Origin of the sequence: Stappia sp. MMSF_3263, from assembly GCF_030733745.1 — a bacterium.
Classification (GTDB): Bacteria; Pseudomonadota; Alphaproteobacteria; order Rhizobiales; family Stappiaceae; genus Stappia.
On the sequence record NZ_JASHIK010000018.1, the window covers coordinates 1 to 17,559 of the forward strand.

Annotated in this window: 18 protein-coding genes; 12 read left to right on the plus strand and 6 right to left on the minus strand. The window is 66.6% G+C overall.

Annotated features, from left to right (window positions below; all coding sequences use genetic code 11):
- The first annotated feature begins 320 nt into the window (after window positions 1-320).
- The 4 genes from RBB46_RS17560 to RBB46_RS17575 all read left to right on the plus strand — a co-directional run bounded on the left by RBB46_RS17560 (window position 321) and on the right by RBB46_RS17575 (window position 3,969).
- A complete protein-coding gene (locus RBB46_RS17560; RefSeq protein ID WP_306030317.1) occupies window positions 321-1,190 on the plus strand; it encodes an RNA polymerase factor sigma-32 in 870 nt (289 codons plus the stop codon).
- A 162-nt stretch (window positions 1,191-1,352) separates the two neighbouring features.
- The gene (gene gmd, locus RBB46_RS17565; RefSeq protein WP_306030318.1) at window positions 1,353-2,435 is read left to right on the plus strand and encodes a GDP-mannose 4,6-dehydratase; all 1,083 of its coding nucleotides are present in this window, start codon (window positions 1,353-1,355) and stop codon (window positions 2,433-2,435) included.
- Window positions 2,432-3,424 (plus strand): GDP-L-fucose synthase, encoded by a 993-nt coding sequence (locus tag RBB46_RS17570; protein ID WP_306030319.1) that lies wholly within the window; start codon window positions 2,432-2,434, stop codon window positions 3,422-3,424. The genes gmd and RBB46_RS17570 overlap by 4 nt, the downstream gene beginning before the upstream one ends.
- The gene (locus RBB46_RS17575) at window positions 3,421-3,969 is read left to right on the plus strand and encodes a methyltransferase domain-containing protein (protein WP_306030320.1); all 549 of its coding nucleotides are present in this window, start codon (window positions 3,421-3,423) and stop codon (window positions 3,967-3,969) included. Before RBB46_RS17570 ends, RBB46_RS17575 begins: the two co-directional genes overlap by 4 nt.
- Window positions 3,970-3,997: 28 nt before the next feature.
- Here the strand turns inward: RBB46_RS17575 and RBB46_RS17580 are convergent, their stop codons facing one another.
- From RBB46_RS17580 to RBB46_RS17590, 3 genes are all read right to left on the minus strand, one after another.
- Window positions 3,998-4,309 carry a DUF190 domain-containing protein gene (locus RBB46_RS17580; protein WP_306030321.1) on the minus strand — a complete coding sequence of 104 codons (312 nt, stop codon included), beginning with the start codon at window positions 4,307-4,309 and terminating at the stop codon, window positions 3,998-4,000.
- Between the two features lie 13 nt (window positions 4,310-4,322).
- Window positions 4,323-5,309: a sodium-dependent bicarbonate transport family permease gene (locus tag RBB46_RS17585; RefSeq protein WP_306030322.1), complete on the minus strand. Its 987-nt coding sequence runs from the start codon at window positions 5,307-5,309 to the stop codon at window positions 4,323-4,325.
- Window positions 5,310-5,448: 139 nt separating this feature from the next.
- The gene (locus RBB46_RS17590; RefSeq protein ID WP_306030323.1) at window positions 5,449-6,138 is read right to left on the minus strand and encodes a carbonic anhydrase; all 690 of its coding nucleotides are present in this window, start codon (window positions 6,136-6,138) and stop codon (window positions 5,449-5,451) included.
- Window positions 6,139-6,405: 267 nt separating this feature from the next.
- Between RBB46_RS17590 and RBB46_RS17595 the strand changes: the two genes are divergently transcribed.
- Window positions 6,406-7,458, plus strand: coding sequence for a MaoC family dehydratase (locus RBB46_RS17595; RefSeq protein ID WP_306030324.1), 1,053 nt, complete (start codon window positions 6,406-6,408; stop codon window positions 7,456-7,458).
- 16 nt (window positions 7,459-7,474) lie between these two features.
- Here RBB46_RS17595 and xerD read toward each other — a convergent pair whose 3' ends face one another.
- Window positions 7,475-8,419 (minus strand): site-specific tyrosine recombinase XerD, encoded by a 945-nt coding sequence (gene xerD, locus RBB46_RS17600; protein ID WP_306030325.1) that lies wholly within the window; start codon window positions 8,417-8,419, stop codon window positions 7,475-7,477.
- 30 nt (window positions 8,420-8,449) lie between these two features.
- Window positions 8,450-8,593, minus strand: a complete 144-nt coding sequence (locus tag RBB46_RS17605) for a hypothetical protein (protein WP_306030326.1) — start codon at window positions 8,591-8,593, stop codon at window positions 8,450-8,452.
- A gap of 184 nt (window positions 8,594-8,777) precedes the next feature.
- Between RBB46_RS17605 and RBB46_RS17610 the strand changes: the two genes are divergently transcribed.
- The 3 genes from RBB46_RS17610 to RBB46_RS17620 all read left to right on the plus strand — a co-directional run bounded on the left by RBB46_RS17610 (window position 8,778) and on the right by RBB46_RS17620 (window position 12,060).
- Window positions 8,778-9,398, plus strand: coding sequence for a shikimate kinase (locus tag RBB46_RS17610; RefSeq protein WP_306030327.1), 621 nt, complete (start codon window positions 8,778-8,780; stop codon window positions 9,396-9,398).
- A complete protein-coding gene (aroB, locus tag RBB46_RS17615; RefSeq protein WP_306030328.1) occupies window positions 9,395-10,564 on the plus strand; it encodes a 3-dehydroquinate synthase in 1,170 nt (389 codons plus the stop codon). The genes RBB46_RS17610 and aroB overlap by 4 nt, the downstream gene beginning before the upstream one ends.
- 140 nt (window positions 10,565-10,704) lie before the next feature.
- On the plus strand, window positions 10,705-12,060 hold the full coding sequence (locus RBB46_RS17620) for an HlyC/CorC family transporter (RefSeq protein WP_306030329.1): 1,356 nt from the start codon (window positions 10,705-10,707) through the stop codon (window positions 12,058-12,060).
- Window positions 12,061-12,094: 34 nt separating this feature from the next.
- Here the strand turns inward: RBB46_RS17620 and RBB46_RS17625 are convergent, their stop codons facing one another.
- Window positions 12,095-12,397, minus strand: a complete 303-nt coding sequence (locus RBB46_RS17625) for a BolA family transcriptional regulator (protein ID WP_306030330.1) — start codon at window positions 12,395-12,397, stop codon at window positions 12,095-12,097.
- Between the two features lie 134 nt (window positions 12,398-12,531).
- On the opposite strand from RBB46_RS17625, the gene RBB46_RS17630 reads away from it, so the two are divergent.
- From RBB46_RS17630 to RBB46_RS17645, 4 genes are all read left to right on the plus strand, one after another.
- Complete coding sequence (locus tag RBB46_RS17630) at window positions 12,532-13,146, plus strand: J domain-containing protein (RefSeq protein ID WP_306030331.1); 615 nt, start codon at window positions 12,532-12,534, stop codon at window positions 13,144-13,146.
- A gap of 296 nt (window positions 13,147-13,442) precedes the next feature.
- On the plus strand, window positions 13,443-14,429 hold the full coding sequence (cobS, locus tag RBB46_RS17635) for a cobaltochelatase subunit CobS (protein ID WP_306030332.1): 987 nt from the start codon (window positions 13,443-13,445) through the stop codon (window positions 14,427-14,429).
- Between the two features lie 10 nt (window positions 14,430-14,439).
- Complete coding sequence (gene cobT / locus RBB46_RS17640) at window positions 14,440-16,329, plus strand: cobaltochelatase subunit CobT (RefSeq protein ID WP_306030333.1); 1,890 nt, start codon at window positions 14,440-14,442, stop codon at window positions 16,327-16,329.
- A 4-nt stretch (window positions 16,330-16,333) separates the two neighbouring features.
- Window positions 16,334-17,419 (plus strand): esterase-like activity of phytase family protein, encoded by a 1,086-nt coding sequence (locus tag RBB46_RS17645; protein WP_306030334.1) that lies wholly within the window; start codon window positions 16,334-16,336, stop codon window positions 17,417-17,419.
- The last annotated feature ends 140 nt before the right edge of the window (window positions 17,420-17,559 follow it).

Genomic DNA, 17,559 nt, shown 5'->3' on the forward strand with positions numbered 1-17,559 from the left:
AACACGCGCCGGGCCTTTTCATTTCCGCAGCCGGTTGGCAGTCAGAGCCTTGATCAGGTAAACTTATCGCGACTGACGCAAACTTGTATTGGTTCTGATCAGGCTTGCGAGTCATGCTGGCTATCTGGACGCTGCCGCGACCGGAGCCCCATATCCTCCCCAAGGCGGCAGGCTGGCGGAAATGAACCGAAGCGCCGCCGGCATCGTATCAGATGACGAATGGAAGCGGAGACCGGCCCAGCTTGGCCGGGCACGCTTGAAGGTTCGGCTCCGGCGCCGCAACGGCGATGCCCGGATCCCAAGGCGCGGAGGTCTACACCGTGAGCTACCTTTCCGGAAACCGGCGTCAGATCGTACGGGCGGCCATGAATGCCCCCTATCTCAGCCGCGAGGAGGAGCACCAGCTTGCCCTCGACTGGCGCGACAAGGGCGACGAGGCAGCGCTCGAGCGCCTGAGCCTTGCGCATATGCGGCTCGTCATCGCGGTCGCCGCCAAGTACCGCAATTTCGGCCTCTCGATGAGCGATCTCATTCAGGAAGGCCATATCGGCCTGCTTGAGGCGGCGGCCCGCTTCGAGCCGGAGCGCGAGGTGCGTTTCTCCACCTATGCGACCTGGTGGATCCGCGCCTCGATCCAGGACTACATCCTGCGTAACTGGTCGATCGTCCGGGGCGGAACGTCCTCGACCCAAAAGGCGCTGTTCTTCAACCTGCGCAGGTTGCGCGCCAAACTGTCGAGCGGCACGACCCGCATCACCGAAAGCGAGCTGGTCGAGAAGATCGCGACGACGATGGGGGTAAAGGTCAACGACGTCGCGATGATGAGCGCGCGCCTGTCCGGCCCGGACACCTCGTTGAACGCGCCGGTCATGGAATCCGACGGCGCCAGCGCGGACAGGCAGGATTTCCTGGTGTCCGGCGACCCGCTGCCCGAGGAGATGGTCGGCGGCGCCATCGACACCGAGCGCCGTTCCCGCTGGCTGGAGACAGCGCTTGGCGTGCTCAGCGAGCGCGAATTGCGCATCGTCCGCGAGCGGCGGCTGAGCGAAGACGGCGAAACGCTTGAGGCGCTCGGCCAGAAGCTCGGCATTTCAAAGGAGCGTGTAAGGCAGATCGAAAGCCGCGCGCTGGAGAAGCTGCGCGACGCGCTGCTCAAGGTGCAGCCGGACAAGTTCGCCTATTGCGGCTAGCCTCCCGGCGGGGTCGTCGCGCTTCCCGACAGGGTCCCGGCGGGAGCAGGCGTGGCAGGACGAGCGGCGAGGTGATGCCTCACCGGTTGCCCTGCCGGGCCGTGTGCAGTAGGAGGAACGATCACGCGGCCGATCCGGGCCGGTTCTTTACAGGGACGAGACATGACTGCACCCCGCCGCGCGCTCATCACCGGCGTGACCGGACAGGATGGCGCCTACCTGGCCCGCCTGCTGCTCGACAAGGGCTACGAGGTGCACGGGCTCAAACGTCGTTCCTCCTCCTTCAACACCGGCCGGATCGATCCGCTCATCCATGACCGGCACGAGGGCAACGGCCGTTTCGTCCTGCATTATGGCGATCTCACCGACAGCTCCTCGCTGATCCGCCTTGTGGCAGAGATCCGTCCCGACGAGATCTACAATCTCGCCGCCCAGAGCCATGTCATGGTGAGCTTCGAGACACCCGAATACACCGCCAATGCCGACGGCATCGGTGTGTTGCGCCTGCTCGAGGCGATACGCATCCTCGGCATGGAAAAGACCTGCCGCTTCTACCAGGCCTCGACATCGGAGCTCTACGGCAAGGTCCGAGAGACCCCGCAAAGCGAGACGACGCCCTTCTATCCGCGCTCGCCCTACGCGGCCGCGAAGCTCTACGGCTACTGGATCACGGTGAACTATCGTGAGGCCTACGGGATGCACGCCAGCAACGGCATCCTGTTCAATCATGAAAGCCCGCTGCGCGGCGAGACCTTCGTCACCCGCAAGATTACCCGCGCCGTCGCGGCGATCGAACTGGGCCTGCAGAAATCGCTCTATCTCGGCAATATCGACGCGCGCCGCGACTGGGGCCATGCCCGTGACTACGCCGAAGGCATGTGGCGGATGCTGCAGCAACCGGAACCGGACGACTATGTTCTTGCCACTGGCGAGACACGCAGCGTTCGCGAATTCGTCGAGCGCGCCTTCGGCCGGCTCGGCCGCGAGATCGTCTGGTCGGGCGAGGGGGTCGAGGAGACCGGGCGCGACCGCAAGACCGGCGACCTGCTGGTGGCGATAGACCCTGCCTATTTCCGCCCGACCGAGGTCGACCTGCTGCTCGGCGATCCGACCAAGGCGCGCGAAAGGCTGGGCTGGAGCCACATGACCGGCTTCGAAGACCTGGTCGACGAGATGGTCGATGCCGATCTCGAGCTTCTCAGTGTCGAGCGCCATGCGCGCCGCGCCTACGGGCGCGAGGAATGAGCGGGCAGACCGACATGAACACCGGCAACCCCACCCGGCGACGCGTCTTCGTTGCCGGACATCGCGGCATGGTTGGCTCGGCCATCTGCAGACGGCTTGAAACGGAACCGGTGGAGATCGTCACCCGCACGCGCGGCGAACTCGACCTGACCAACCAGGCCGCCGTATCCGCGTTCTTTGCGGCCGAACGGATCGACGCGGTGATCCTCGCTGCCGCCCGCGTCGGCGGCATTCTGGCCAATGCCGAACAACCGGTCGACTTCCTCCAGGACAACCTGCAGATCCAGACCAATGTCATTGGCGCGGCAGCGGCAGCGGGCGTCCCGCGTCTGGTGTTCCTCGGTTCGTCCTGCATCTACCCGAAATTCGCCGAGCAGCCGATCCGCGAAGACGCGCTGATGACCGCGCCGCTGGAACCGACCAACCAGTGGTACGCCATCGCCAAGATCGCCGGTGTCTACCTGTGCCAGGCCTATCGTCAGCAGCACGGCCTGTCCTACGTGTCGGCGATGCCGACCAATCTCTACGGCCCCAACGACAATTTCGACCTGGCGACGAGCCACGTCCTGCCGGCGCTGATCCGCAAGTTCGTCGAGGCGGCCGAAGCGGCGAGCCCGGACGTCGAGATCTGGGGCAGCGGCACGCCCTTGCGCGAATTCATGCATGTCGACGACCTTGCCGACGCGATCGTCTTCCTGCTCGATACCTATGACGGCGACGCGCCGATCAATGTCGGGTCGGGCCAGGAGATCTCGATCGGCAACCTGGCGCGGCTTGTCGCCCGCGAGACCGGTTTTGCCGGCATGCTGCGCTTCAACACCTCGAAACCGGACGGAACCCCGCGCAAGCTGATGGATTCGGGCCACCTCGCGGCGCTTGGCTGGAGTCCGCGCATCTCGCTGGAGGACGGCATCCGCCAGGCCGTACGCTGGTATCTCGACAATCGCGCCGAACTGGGCGCCGACGGCAAGGCAGACAGACCATCATGACAATCGAAAAGCTCCATCTCGGCTGCGGCGTGAAGCATATTCCCGGCTTCTATCATGTCGACGCCCTCGACTACCCCCACGTCGACCGTATCGGCCCGGTCGAGGACCTGTCCTTCATCGAGGACGGCACCGTTCGGCTCATCTATGCCTGCCACGTGCTGGAGCATTTCGGCCGCAACGAATACAAGGCCGTCCTGGCCGAATGGTGCAGGGTGCTGGCGCCCGGCGGGGTCCTGCGCATCGCGGTGCCCGATTTCCGCGCCGCCGCCGAACTCTACCTCGACACCTCGAACGACTTCGGCCTGCCGCATGTGATGGGTCTGCTCGTCGGCGGCCAGCGCGACCAGTACGACTACCACAAGGTCGCCTTCGACGAGGAAACCCTCTCCGCCGCCTTGCGCGAGGTCGGGTTTTCCGCAACCCGCCGCTGGGACTGGCGCGAGACGGAGCACAGTTCCCTCGACGATTACTCGCAAGCCTATCTGCCGCACATGGCCAAGGACACCGGCCGGCTTGTCAGCCTCAATCTGGAAGGCATTAAATAGGCGCCCGGCGCGCCGACTGACGGCGCGCTTAGAAGTGCTCCGGCCGCACCACCTGGACGTCCGAAACGGAAACGATCCCAGCCTGGCGCGCCACCATGGCGAAAACCGGGTCCATGACCTCGTCGGCGCGTTCGGCCGACAGGATGCAGACGATGACGATCATGCGTCCGGCCTCGCCGACCATGCCTTCACGGCTCCACTCGCCGCCGCGCCCGCGTCCTCCGAGTGCCGGCAGCACCGTGTAGCCAGTGACCTGCAGCCGGTCGAGAAGGGCGGTGAGGCGGTCCTGCACCGGCGCCTCGACAATGATCTCGATCCGCTTCTTCGCGTAGGTCCTCATGATCGCCACCCCTTCATGATGCAATCAATTGCCCGATGGCCGCATAGAGCGGGATACCGAGCGTCAGGTTGAACGGGAAGGTAATGCCCAGAGACAGCGTCAGGTAGACGGCCGGGCGCGCCTCGGGCAGGGCGATGCGCATCGCTGCCGGAACCGCGATATACGACGCCGATGCGGTCAGCGTGATCAGCAGCGCCGCGCCGCCGGCCGACAAGCCGCACAACCAGGCAAACGGTGTCGCGATCGCCGCGCCGACAAGCGGCATCAGGAGGCCGAAGCCGATCACCCCCGGCGTCATGCTGCGATAACCGGCACGCAGGCCGCGTCCGGCGATCACTCCCATGTCGAGCAGGAACAGGCACAGGATCCCCTTGAACGGGTCGACGATGAAGGGCGCGATATCCGCAAGGCCCTTCTCGCCGGTGATCATGCCGATGACGAAGGCGCCGATCAGCACGACAACGGAGCCGTTGAGGGCGATCTCGCGGAAAAGGCCGCTTCCCTGATCCGCCTCCGCCGGCCGGCGGCCATCGCCGCGAGAGGCGAGCCACAGTGCGACAAGGATCGCCGGGGTCTCCATCACCGCCGCGACGGCGACGATATAGCCCTCATAGGCAAGACCCAGACCCTGCACGCTCTCGCTCGCCGCCACCAGGGTGACGATGGAAATCGAGCCGTAATGACCCGCGACCGCCGCCCGGTCGACGCGCGGCAGGGACGACATCCAGGACAGCAGGACGAAGGCGACGAGCGGCACGAAGGCCGACAGAACCGCGCCCGCGGCGAGCGTCACGACGAGGCCGAAATCAAGGCCGTGAGCGGCGACGCCGACGCCTCCCTTGAAACCGATCGCCAGCATCAGATAGAGCGCCAGGGCCTTCGCCACAGCCTCCGGCAAGGCCAGATCGGACCGCGCGAGCGCCGCCGCGGCGCCCAGCGCGAAGAACAGCACCATCGGCGAACCAAGGTTCGACAAGGCTATCGCCAGGGTATCACCCATCACTCCCCCCAGAGCCGGAATCCGGTCGCCGAATGACGGCGCCGGGTACGGAAAACCACGTAAATCGCCTATCTGGAAAGAGCCCGAGAAAATTCAATCCGGCGCGCATGCCGGCATCGCGTTTTTTTTGCCTCGTCCCTCAGCGGGCCGATGCAGGATCGGGCAGGGTCGATGCGGTATGGAAGCGGTCGGTTCGCGGATCGAGCAGGCGCAACTCGCCCGAGCCGATGTCGAACCAGGCGCCGTGCAGCGACAGCCGCCCTTTTTCCTCCAGGATGCGGACGCACGGAAAACTGCGCAGGTTGACGAGCGACTGGCGCACGCCGGCATATTCCAGCGCCAGCTGCGGATCGTCGTCCCGCTCGATCTTCAGGCAGCGGAATTCCGCCGCCGGTTCCAGCAGCGTCATCCACTTGCCGATGAAATCGCCGGGAGACAGCGGCGCCGCGTCCTGATTGAGGAAAGCCTTCACGCCGCCGCACTGGCCGTGGCCCATCACAACGATGTGGCGCACCTTAAGCGCCTGGACGGCAAACTCGAGAGCCGCGCTGGTCGAGTGGTAGTCATTGTCGGGCGCGTAGGGCGGGACGAGATTGGCGACATTGCGCACCACGAAGAGTTCGCCCGGGCCGGCATTGAAGATGCCTTCCGGAGTGACGCGGCTGTCGCAGCACGAGACAACCATCACCTCCGGCTGCTGGCCATAAAGCGCCAGCCGCTCGTAGTCGGGGCGGTTGGCCCGATGCGCGTTTTCCAGATAGCCGCGATACCCGGTAAGCAACTCCCGCGGAAATGCGGTCGCAGCCGGTCCGTCCGTGTCAGGTGCCATTGTCGTCATCCGTCCTGTTCGCCATGTCCTGTTCGTCATGTCTCCTGTCGGCCGGTTCGCCGACAGCACCGCAGCCTGCGTCAATCCGCAGGCCCCATGCGACTGGCGGCAGAACCTATGCCCAAGCCGACGCGACGTCCAGCAGTGATGCGGTGCAGGACCATTCGGCATCGCGTCGCCGGAAGGTCGCGCTTGCGTGCTGCGTCGCCAACCTGTCTTATTGCACCCGCGAAGGCAGCGCGACAGAACGGCAGGGGGAGCGTGGGAGTGAGCAAGACCAGTTCGGGACATTTTTTCGAGGATTTCAACGTCGGCCAGGTGCTGCGCCATGCGACGCCCCGCACGGTGACGGCCGGCGACGTGGCGCTTTACACGGCGCTTTACGGCTCGCGCTTCGCGGTCCAGTCCTCCGACGCCTTCGCCAGCGCGATCCGCTATCCGCAGGCGCCGGTCGATGACCTGCTCGTCTTCCATATCGTCTTCGGCAAGACCGTGCCGGACATCTCCCTCAACGCGGTCGCCAATCTCGGCTACGCGGGCGGACGCTTCCTGTCCCCCGTCTATCCCGGCGACACCCTTTCGGCCGTTTCAGAGGTGATCGGCGTCAAGGAGAACTCCAACGGCAGGACCGGCGTCGTCTATGTTCGCTCCACCGGCTACAAGCAGGACGGCACAGAAGTGCTCGACTATGTCCGCTGGGTGATGGTGAAGAAGCGCGATCCCGCCAGTCCGGCGCCGGACCCGGTGGTGCCGGACCTTCCCGAGGCGATCGACCCGGACGGGCTCGGCGATGCCTGCCCGCTGATCGACCCGCAAGCCTGGGACGACGGCCTTTCCGGCGCGCCGCACCGTTTCGGCGACTACGCGGTCGGCGAACGCATCGACCATGTCGACGGCATGACGGTGGAGGAAGCCGAGCACCAGATCGCAACGCGCCTCTACCAGAACACGGCCAAGGTGCATTTCAACCAGTTCACGGAAGGGCAGGGTCGCTTCGGCCGCCGCCTGATCTATGGCGGCCACGTCATCTCGATTGCCCGCGCGCTTTCCTTCAACGGCCTCGGCAACGCCTTTCATGTCGCCGGGATCAACGCCGGACGGCATGTGGCGCCGCTCTTCGCCGGCGATACGGTCTTCGCCTGGTCGCAGGTGCTGGAAACCGCGTCGATCTCCGGCCGCCAGGATGTCGGCGCCGTTCGCCTGCGCATGATCGCGACGCGCGACCGGCCCTGCCACGACTTCCCGCTCCTCGACGCGGACGGTGCCTATGACGAAAGTGTCATTCTCGACTTCGACTGCTGGACCCTGATGCCGCGCTAGGACCGCCGTTTCCGCCTCAATCCTTCGATCCTGGACCGGCCAGCGGATGATGGCTCTCGACAAGCGCGGCGAGGCGCTCGTCCAGCACATGGGTGTAGATCTGGGTCGTCGAGATATCGGCATGGCCGAGCAATTGCTGCACGACGCGCAGGTCCGCGCCATTCTGCAGGAGATGCGAGGCGAAGGCATGGCGCAGGACATGCGGCGACAGCATGCCCGGATCTAGCCCGACGGATGCGGCAAGCTCCTTCAGGTCGCGTGCGAAGGCCTGGCGGGTGAAATGCCCGCTTTCCCCGTGCGAGGGAAACAGCCAGCGGCTTTGCATATGAACGCCCTCGCCGCGCCGGCGTGCCACATAGGCGCGCATCGCCGCGCGCGCCGCCTGGCTGAGAGGCACCAGACGCTCCTTGTTTCCCTTGCCGGTCACCGCGATCAGCCGCTCGTCGCGCAGCGCCGCCGACAGGGGCAGCGAGACAAGTTCCGAGACACGCAAGCCCGTCGCGTAGAGAACCTCTAGCAGCGCATGCATGCGCAAGGCCCTGAGCGCGGCTGCCGGCGAGGGCGCCTCCGCCGCGGTCGCCGCCCGCGCCGCGTCAAGCAGCCGGTCGACTTCCTCGATACCGAGCACCTTGGGCAGTGCAGCGCGGCGCTTGGGCGTTGCCACCGTGCGGGTCGGGTCATCGCCGCGAAGGCCCTCGGTGAACAGGTGCCGGTAGAACTGGCGCAGGGCCGACAGCCGGCGCGCCTGCGAACTGGCGGCAAAGCCCCGCGCGGTCAGATGCGACAGGTAGGCGGTGACCGCATTCTTGTCCGCACCGGCAAGTGACGCCTTTCGGCCGGCCAGGAACCCCGAAAAATCCTCCAGGTCGCGACGATAGCTTTCGAGCGTGTTCTCGGCCGCTCCCCGTTCGGCCGACAGCATTTCCAGGAACCCTTCCAGGAGCAGCCCGTCACCCGCCATTCGCCTGCCCTCCTGCCGCCAAACTGCCGCTCAGCGCCCGAACCCGTCCATCCTGAGCCGCACGGTGATCTCGTGCGGATCCGGTTCCACAAGGGTTCCAAGCGCATAGATCGTGCCGGTTCCGATACCGGCAAGGGTCAGAAGGACGAGCAGCAGGCGGGTAAGGGTGGGCATGGGACCGGCGTTCGACCCTGTCGGTTTGATCGATGGTCTCCCCTTATCGGACAAGCCGCCGCCCCCATGCAAGCGTGCAGGCGCCAGTGCACGCCGGGGAATTCGTGTCCGCAACCCGGCAAGGCTTGACTATCGGGGCCGGACAAGGGCAAAGCGATGGGATGCGAGGGGAGAGCGCAATCCGATGTCCGCGGTTCCGAAAATCATCGAGCAGGCGAGAGCCGCCAGGCTTGTCGAGCGGCTGGGCGGGCGTTCCATCGTGCTGGTCGGCATCATGGGCTGCGGAAAGTCCAGCGTCGGACGCAGGTTGTCGCAAGCGCTCGACCTCTCCTTCGTCGATGCCGACACCGAGATCGAGGCGGCCGCGAACCTCACGATCCCGGAGATTTTCGAACAGCACGGCGAACCCTATTTCCGCGCCGGGGAACAGCGTGTCATCGCCCGCCTGCTGAAGAGCGGGCCGCAGGTGCTCGCCACCGGCGGGGGGGCCTACATGAGCGCGGAAACACGCGACGAGATCCGGGCCGCCGGCATCGCCGTCTGGCTGCGCGCCGAGCTTGGCCTGATCATGAGCCGGGTGCGCCGCAAGCCGACCCGGCCGCTGCTCAACGCCCCGGACCCGGAGGCGGTCCTGCGCAAGCTGTTGGCCGACCGCGAGCCCTTCTATGCCCTGGCCGATGTCGCCATCTGGTCACGCGACGTGCCGCATGAAGCCGTCGTCGTCGACATTGTCGAGGCGCTGGAGCAACATCTCGGCGTCGCCGCAGAACCCGCCAAGGCCCCCGCCGGAGCCGAAACGCCATGACCGCAAGGGATCCGATGACACAGGCTGCAGACCCGCATACAGACGACATCGCCGCGCAGCGGGTCGCCGTCGATCTCGGAACCCGGTCCTACGACATCCTGATCGGTCGCGACCTGCTGCCGGGCGCCGGCGCACGCATCGCGCAGGTTCTGCCCGGCGCCCGCGTCGCCATCGTCACCGACGAGACCGTCGCCGGCCATCACCTTTCCACCCTGCAGGACTCGCTGGAAGCGGCCGGCATCGGCTTCGTCTCGATCCTGCTGCCGCCCGGCGAGGCGAGCAAGCGCTTCGATGTCTTCGAGACCGTTTGCGACCGGGTGCTCGAAGCGCGGCTCGAGCGCGGCGACGCGATTGTCGCGCTTGGCGGCGGCGTCGTCGGCGACCTCGCAGGTTTCGTTGCCGCCAGCGTGCGGCGCGGCATGCCGTTCCTGCAGATACCGACAAGCCTGCTCGCCCAGGTGGACAGTTCCGTCGGCGGCAAGACCGGCATCAACGTGCGCCACGGCAAGAACCTGATCGGCGCCTTCCACCAGCCCCTGCTGGTGCTCGCCGACACCTCCGTGCTCGACACGCTCAGCCCGCGCGAGTTCCGCGCCGGCTACGCGGAAGTCGTCAAATACGGCCTGCTTGGCGATGCTCCCTTTTTCGCCTGGCTCGAGGCCAGCCACCAGGCGATCTTTGCCGGCGGCACCGAGCGCGAGGAGGCGATTGCCGCCGCCTGCCGGGCCAAGGCGCGCGTTGTTGCGGCCGACGAGTTCGAGGCCGGCGAGCGGGCCCTGCTCAATCTCGGCCACACGTTCGGCCACGCACTGGAGGCCGTCGTCGCCTATGACGGCACCCGACTGGTGCATGGCGAGGGCGTTGCCATCGGCATGCGGCTCGCCTTCGACTTCTCCAGGACACTGGGCCTTTGTGGCGTCGATGATTGCGCCCGCGTGGCGGCGCATCTTGCCGCCGTCGGGCTGCCGACCCATATCGGGGATATCCCCGGACAAATGCCGCCGGCCGACACGTTTCTGGATATCATGGCGCAGGATAAGAAGGTGAGCCGCGGCGCCCTGACCTTCGTTCTGGTGCGTGGTATCGGCGAGGCCTATGTCGAACGTGGCGTCGATCCGGCGCGGCTGCACGGCTTCCTGACCGACGAACTGGCACGGGGCGCCTGACGAACCCGAAGCGGCCCGTCGTCCTCCCGGACGGACTGGGCAAGGACTTGGCCGGGTGGCCCGGTTTTCTGATTTACCGCGTTTTCGCAAGGCGGGCCGACCTCGCCATGCCGGAAAATGCCGACCAAGCGAGACGACACATGACTGATGCCAGCCTGTGGCTTTCCATCGTCGCGATCCTCGTGCTGCTGGCCATGTCCGGCTTCTTCTCAGGCTCCGAGACGGCGCTGACGGCGGCATCCCGCGCCCGGATGCTCCAGCTCGAGAAGGGCGGCGAACGCCGCGCCGGCGTCGTCGGCCGCCTGATTTCAGCGAAGGAGCGGCTGATCGGCGCTCTGCTGCTTGGCAACAACCTCGTCAACATCCTCGCCTCCGCGCTCGCGACCAGCGTCCTGCTGGACGTGTTCGGCGATGCCGGCGTGGTCTACGCGACGCTGGTGATGACCGCACTGGTGCTGATTTTCTCGGAAGTCCTGCCGAAGACCTGGGCGATCTCCAACCCGGACCGTTTCGCCATCGCCGTGTCGCCGGTCGTGCGCATCGTCGTCATCCTCTTCGCACCGGTGGTAATGGGTGTGGAGGTGATCGTCCGGGCGATCCTGCGGGTCTTCGGCGTCGACGTCTCGGAGAACCGCAACGTGCTCTCGGCGCACGAGGAACTGCGCGGCACGGTCGACCTGCAGCATCTGGAAGGCGGGCTGGTCAAGGCGGAGCGCGACCGCATCGGCGGGCTGCTCGACCTTGCCGACCTGGAAGTCTCGGATGTCATGGTTCACCGCACCAAGATGAACACGCTGAACGCCGACGACGACCCGGAAAAGCTGATCCAGGAGGCGCTCGACAGCCCCCATACGCGGCTGCCGCTCTGGCGTGGGCAGACCGACAACTATATCGGCGTGCTGCATGCCAAGGACCTGCTGCGCGCGCTGGCAAGGGCCGGGGGCGACGCCAGCCGGCTCGACCTGGAGCAACTCGTCTCGCCGCCCTGGTTCGTGCCCGACACAACCAGCCTGCAGGACCAGCTCAACGCCTTTCTCAAGCGCAAGGCGCATTTCGCCCTGGTCATCGACGAGTATGGCGAGGTGATGGGCCTCGTCACGCTGGAGGACATTCTGGAGGAAATCGTCGGCGAGATTTCCGACGAGCATGATGTCGAACTCGCCGGCGTGCGCCCGCAGCCCGACGGCTCGATCATCGTCGACGGCAGCGTGCCGATCCGCGATCTCAACCGTGCGGTCGACTGGCGCCTGCCGGATGACGAGGCGACGACGATCGCCGGCCTTGTGATCCACGAGGCACAGATGATCCCCGAGGAACGCCAGGCCTTCACCTTCCACGGCTATCGCTTCACGGTGCTCAAGCGGGAGAAGAACCGGGTGACGCGGCTGAAGATCACGCCCTTGTCGAAGGAAGTGGCCGGCTCCGTGAAATCGGCCATCATCGCCGGGGCGACGCCATTGCCGCCACCGGCACCGACCGTGATGCCGGGCAACTGACTTCGCGCAGGCGGGCGGTTGCCCGCCGCGCCTTTCAGGCGACCGACGCGCGCCCCCCGCCACGCGGATCGGGCTCGTCCGGAGCCCGCGCCTCAATCGCCAGCGCGTGGACGCCGGCCTCGAAAGCCGGCTTCAGACAGTCGTTGATCGCCCTGTGCCGGGCGACCCGGCTCATCCCGGAAAGCGCCGCGGCGACGATGCGGACACGGAAGTGGGTCTCGCCACCTTCGCGCCATCCGCCATGGCCACGATGGCGCTCCGATTCGTCGATCACCTCGAGGCTCGCCGGCGAGAACGCCTCCGTCAGCTGCCGCTCAATCTGTTGCTTGATGCTCATGCTTTCCATGTGACAGACTTTTTGCCCCCGTCAAGAGCTTGCCGAACCATGCAACGTCCCCCTATTTATGCGGATCACCTCGGCGCCTGCCGCGCTGTCATCGACCGCGGCCAAAGGAAAATGGACCCAGACCGGTGACTTCGGACATTTTCGACCGGATCCGCATATCGCCGAAGCGTGCTCGCGCCGAGGAGGAGTTCGTGTGCGAGCAGGCCTGCGAATGGCGGGGCTGCGCCCAGGCGGGAACCCATCGCGCGCCCAAGGGCCGGCACGCGGACGGCCAGTACTATCACTTCTGCCTCGACCACGTGCGCGAGTACAACAAGTCCTACAATTATTTTTCCGGCATGGACGACGACCAGACCCGCGCCTATCAGCGCGACGCGCTGACCGGTCACCGGCCGACCTGGAAGATGGGAGTCAATGCCAAGGCGGCCAACGGTGCGGCCTGGTCGGATACCGATCCGCAGCAGGCGGCCCGCGCCCGCGCGGAGGCCCGCGCCGGGCGGGGCAGGGCACGACCCTCGAGCAGCGGCGCGCGCGCGCCCAAGCTGAAGCAGCTCGAGGCACGGGCGTTCGACACGCTCGGCCTGCCGCATCAGGCCCGCGATGGCGAGATCAAGACGCGCTACAAGGAACTGGTCAAACGGCTCCATCCCGACGCCAATGGCGGCGACCGCTCGCTCGAGGACCGGCTGCGCGAGATCATCAATGCCTATTCGTTGCTGAAGAAAGCCGGCTTCTGTTAGACGGGCTGCAGCCCACCGCGCCCGAACCGGGCTTGCAGCTTGGCGCCGATGCGTTATGACATCGGACGTCTCCCGAGTTTCCCGACCGCAACCGGTTCGCCCGGTGACTGCGGTCTCCTGTCGCGGGGAGACCCTTTCCCGGCGCGTTTTACGCCGACGCCGATCGCGACAAGGCGTTTTCACTTGGCCGGGCCGGGCTCTGGCAATAGGGTCTGGTTCGAAATCTCGTCCGCCAGCGCGGACGTAATCTGCATGCGATCGCGGACCCCGTCGCCCGGCGGGCCAGCGGAGGACAAATGACTGACACGACCCTGCCCGCCGACAACCTTCCCGACACCACCGTGTCGGTGCGCGAGACCTTCGGCATCGACAGCAACCTGACGGTTCCCGCCTACAAGGAGCCGAGCCCCCATACGCCGGACCTCGATCCCGACTATCTCTTCGACCGGCAGACCACACTGGCGATCCTCGCCGGCTTCGCGCACAACCGCCGCGTCATGGTCACCGGCTATCACGGCACCGGCAAGTCGACCCATATCGAGCAGGTCGCCGCCCGGCTGAACTGGCCCTGCGTGCGCGTCAACCTGGACAGCCACATCTCCCGTATCGACCTGGTCGGCAAGGACGCCATCGTCATCCGCGACGGCCAGCAGATCACCGAGTTCCGGGACGGTATCCTGCCCTGGGCACTGCAGAACAACATCGCGCTGGTCTTCGACGAGTACGATGCCGGCCGCCCGGACGTGATGTTCGTCATCCAGCGCGTGCTCGAGGTGTCCGGCCGCCTGACCCTTCTCGACCAGAACCGGGTGATCCGCCCGCATCCCGCCTTCCGTCTGTTCTCGACGACGAACACGGTCGGCCTGGGCGACACGTCCGGCCTCTATCACGGCACCCAGCAGATCAACCAGGGCCAGATGGACCGCTGGTCGATCGTCACCACGCTGAACTACCTGCCGCACGACAACGAGGTCGAGATCGTGCTGGCCAAGGCCAAGCAGTACCAGAACGAGGAAGGTCGCAAGACCGTTTCGCGCATGGTTCGCCTCGCCGACATGACCCGCAACGCCTTCATCAATGGCGACCTGTCGACGGTGATGAGCCCGCGTACGGTGATCACCTGGGCGGAGAACGCGGAGATCTTCCAGGACCTGGGCTTTGCCTTCCGCGTCACCTTCCTCAACAAGTGCGACGAGATGGAGCGCACGCTGGTGGCCGAGTTCTACCAGCGCTGCTTCGGCGAGGAACTGCCCGAATCCGCCGCCAACGTGGTGATGAGCTGATCGGGCCGAAATGCGCAATCCGCCAACAGAAAAGAGCAAGCCGACGAGCGAGCCGCTGAAGCGGGCGATCGGCGACACGATGCGTGCCATCGCCGCCGATCCCGAGCTCGAGGTGCTCTTTTCCTCCGACCGCCCGTCGCTCTCCGGCCATACCGCCCGGTTGCCCGAACCCTCTCGCCGGCTCTCGGAAGGGGAGATCGCGGTCACCCGCGGCATCGCCGACGCAATGGCCTTGAAGCTGGCCTGCCACGATCCCGCGCTGCACCGCAAGCTGGTGCCGCAAAGCGAGACCGCGCGGGCCATCTTCGACGCCGTCGAGCAGGCGCGCTGCGAGGCCGTTGGCGCCAACCGCATGCCCGGTGTCGCCGACAACCTGTCCGCCATGCTTGAGGAACGCTGCCGCAAGGCCGCCTATGCGGACGTGGCCAGCCGCGAGGACGCCCCGCTCGAGGAGGCGATCGCCTACATGGTGCGCGAACGGCTGACCGGCACGCCTGCACCGAAAAGCGCCGCGCCGATGATCGCCCAGTGGCGCGAATGGATCGAGGACAAGGCCGGGGGCGCGCTTGACGATCTCGCCGGCCGGATCGAGGACCAGCAGGACTTCGCCCGCCATGTCCGCACCGTTCTCTCCTCGCTCGAGATGGACGAGGATTTCGGCCAGGAGAACGACGAAGAGGACGACGGCGACGACGACAGCGAGGGCCGCAACGAACGCGGCGAAACCTCGGCCGAGGGCGAGGATGATGCCGGCGAGGAAGAGGGCGCCCCGCAGGAGATGGAGCGCTCCGGCGAGGAAATGGATGCCGGCGAGAGCGAAGGCCTCGAAGGCGACCTGCAAGAGCTTTCCGACGACGACAGCGCCGACCAGGCCGAGGAGCCGGGCGAAAGCCAGCGCCGCGAGCTGCCTTTCTCCAACCAGGCGCCGACCTCCGACTACAAGGTGTTTTCCACCCGCTTCGACGAGATGGTGCCGGCGGAAGAGCTCTGCGACACGGCCGAACTCGACCGGCTGCGCGGCCATCTCGACAAGCAGCTGGTCAACCTGCAGGGCGCGGTCGCACGCCTTGCCAACCGCCTGCAGCGCAAGCTGCTGGCGCAGCAGAACCGGTCCTGGTCCTTCGATCTGGAGGAAGGCCTGCTCGACACGGCCCGGCTGACGCGCGTCGTCACCGACCCGATGCAGCCGCTCGCCTTCAAGCAGGAAAGCGACATCAACTTCCGCGACACGGTGGTGACGCTGCTGCTCGACAATTCCGGCTCGATGCGCGGCCGCCCGATCACCGTCGCGGCCACCTGCGCCGACATTCTGGCGCGCACGCTGGAGCGCTGCGGCGTCAAGGTCGAGATCCTCGGCTTCACGACGCGAGCCTGGAAGGGCGGGCAGTCGCGCGAGGCATGGCTCGCCGCCGGCAAGCCGGCCCAGCCGGGGCGGCTCAACGACCTGCGCCACATCATCTACAAGTCCGCCGACGCGCCCTGGCGCCGGGCGCGCCGCAATCTCGGCCTGATGATGCGCGAGGGGCTGCTGAAGGAGAACATCGACGGCGAGGCGCTCGACTGGGCCCACAAGCGCCTGCTCGGACGCCCCGAACAGCGGAAGATCCTGATGATGATCTCCGATGGCGCGCCGGTCGACGACTGCACCCTGTCGGTCAACCCGGGCAACTATCTGGAACGGCACCTGCGCTACATCATCGAGGAGATCGAGACCCGCTCGCCGGTCGAACTGATCGCCATCGGCATCGGTCATGACGTGACCCGCTACTACAGCCGCGCGGTCACCATCGTCGACGCCGAGGAACTGGCCGGCGCGATGACCGACCAGCTTGCCGACCTGTTCGACGACCATACGGCGATGCCCGCAAACCGACGCGGTCGCCGCCGGGCGACCCGCTAAGGCGATGTCCCGTCCGCTTCCCCTGGCGGCCTGGCGCCGGCATCTCGCCGCCGGCGCCCTTGCCGTGGCCGCCGTGCTTGCCGCGACGCTGCCCGCACCCGTCCGCGCCGACATCCCGATCCAGTCGGTTACCATCCGCAGCAAGCTGATCGAGCATTTCCGCATCGGCCGCCCCGAACAGATCCGTTTCGGCGGCCTCACCTTCTTAGGCGGACTGGAGCTGCTTGCCGGCAACCGGCACATGGGCGGGCTCTCCGGACTGGTCGTCAGCCCGGACGGCGCCCGCATGGTGGCCGTCGCCGACAACGGCCTGTGGCTGACGGCGGAGATCGAAAGCGCGCCCGACGGGCGCCCTCTCGCCGTGACGGGCGCAACGGTCGCGCCCGTGCTCGGTCCGGGCGGACGGGCCCTGCTCGATCGCGGCCGCGGCGACGCGGAAGCGCTTGCCCTGCGCCTCGACGACGCCGGCAGCGGCGCGGGGACGCTTTTCGTCGCCACTGAGCGCGATCACAACATCTACGCCTTTGCCTGGCCACTCGACCCGACAACGGCGGGCACCGCGCTCGATCTGCCTGCCGGCATCAAGCAGCTTCGCCACAACAAGGCGATGGAAGCCGTCGCCTTCGCCAATTCCGGCCCGCTGCAGGGCAGCCTTCTTGTCATCGCCGAACGCGGCCCCGGCTTCAATTCCGATCTGCCGGGCTTCCTGATCGGCGGCGCCACGCCCGGCACCTTCACCGTGGTCCGCCAGGATTCCTACGACGCCACCGACGCAAGCTTCCTGCCTGATGGCGATCTTCTGCTGCTGGAGCGGCGCTTCACCCTGCGCCACGGCATCGGCATGCGATTGCGCCTGCTACCGGCCTCGGAAATCCGCCCCAACGCGCTTGTGACCGGCCATGTGCTGATGGAGGCCGGCTTTTCCGAGCAGATCGACAACATGGAAGGCGTCTCGGTGCATGTGAACGCGGCGGGCGAAACCATCGTCACGCTGATCTCCGACGACAACCGCTCGATCCTGCAGCGCACGCTCCTGCTGCGCTTCCGTCTCGACGACAGCGGGCCCCCCGCCAGCGCCGACCGGCCGTGACGTCGGGTTTCGGACCGCTTGGCACCATCGCCATGTTGACATTGCACGCGCGTGGCGGCATCTAGTCTTCGTCCGCTGTGATGGACAGCCGTTTAGGACCCTTGAAGGATCCCATGTCGAAGCCGCGTTTCGCCCTTGTT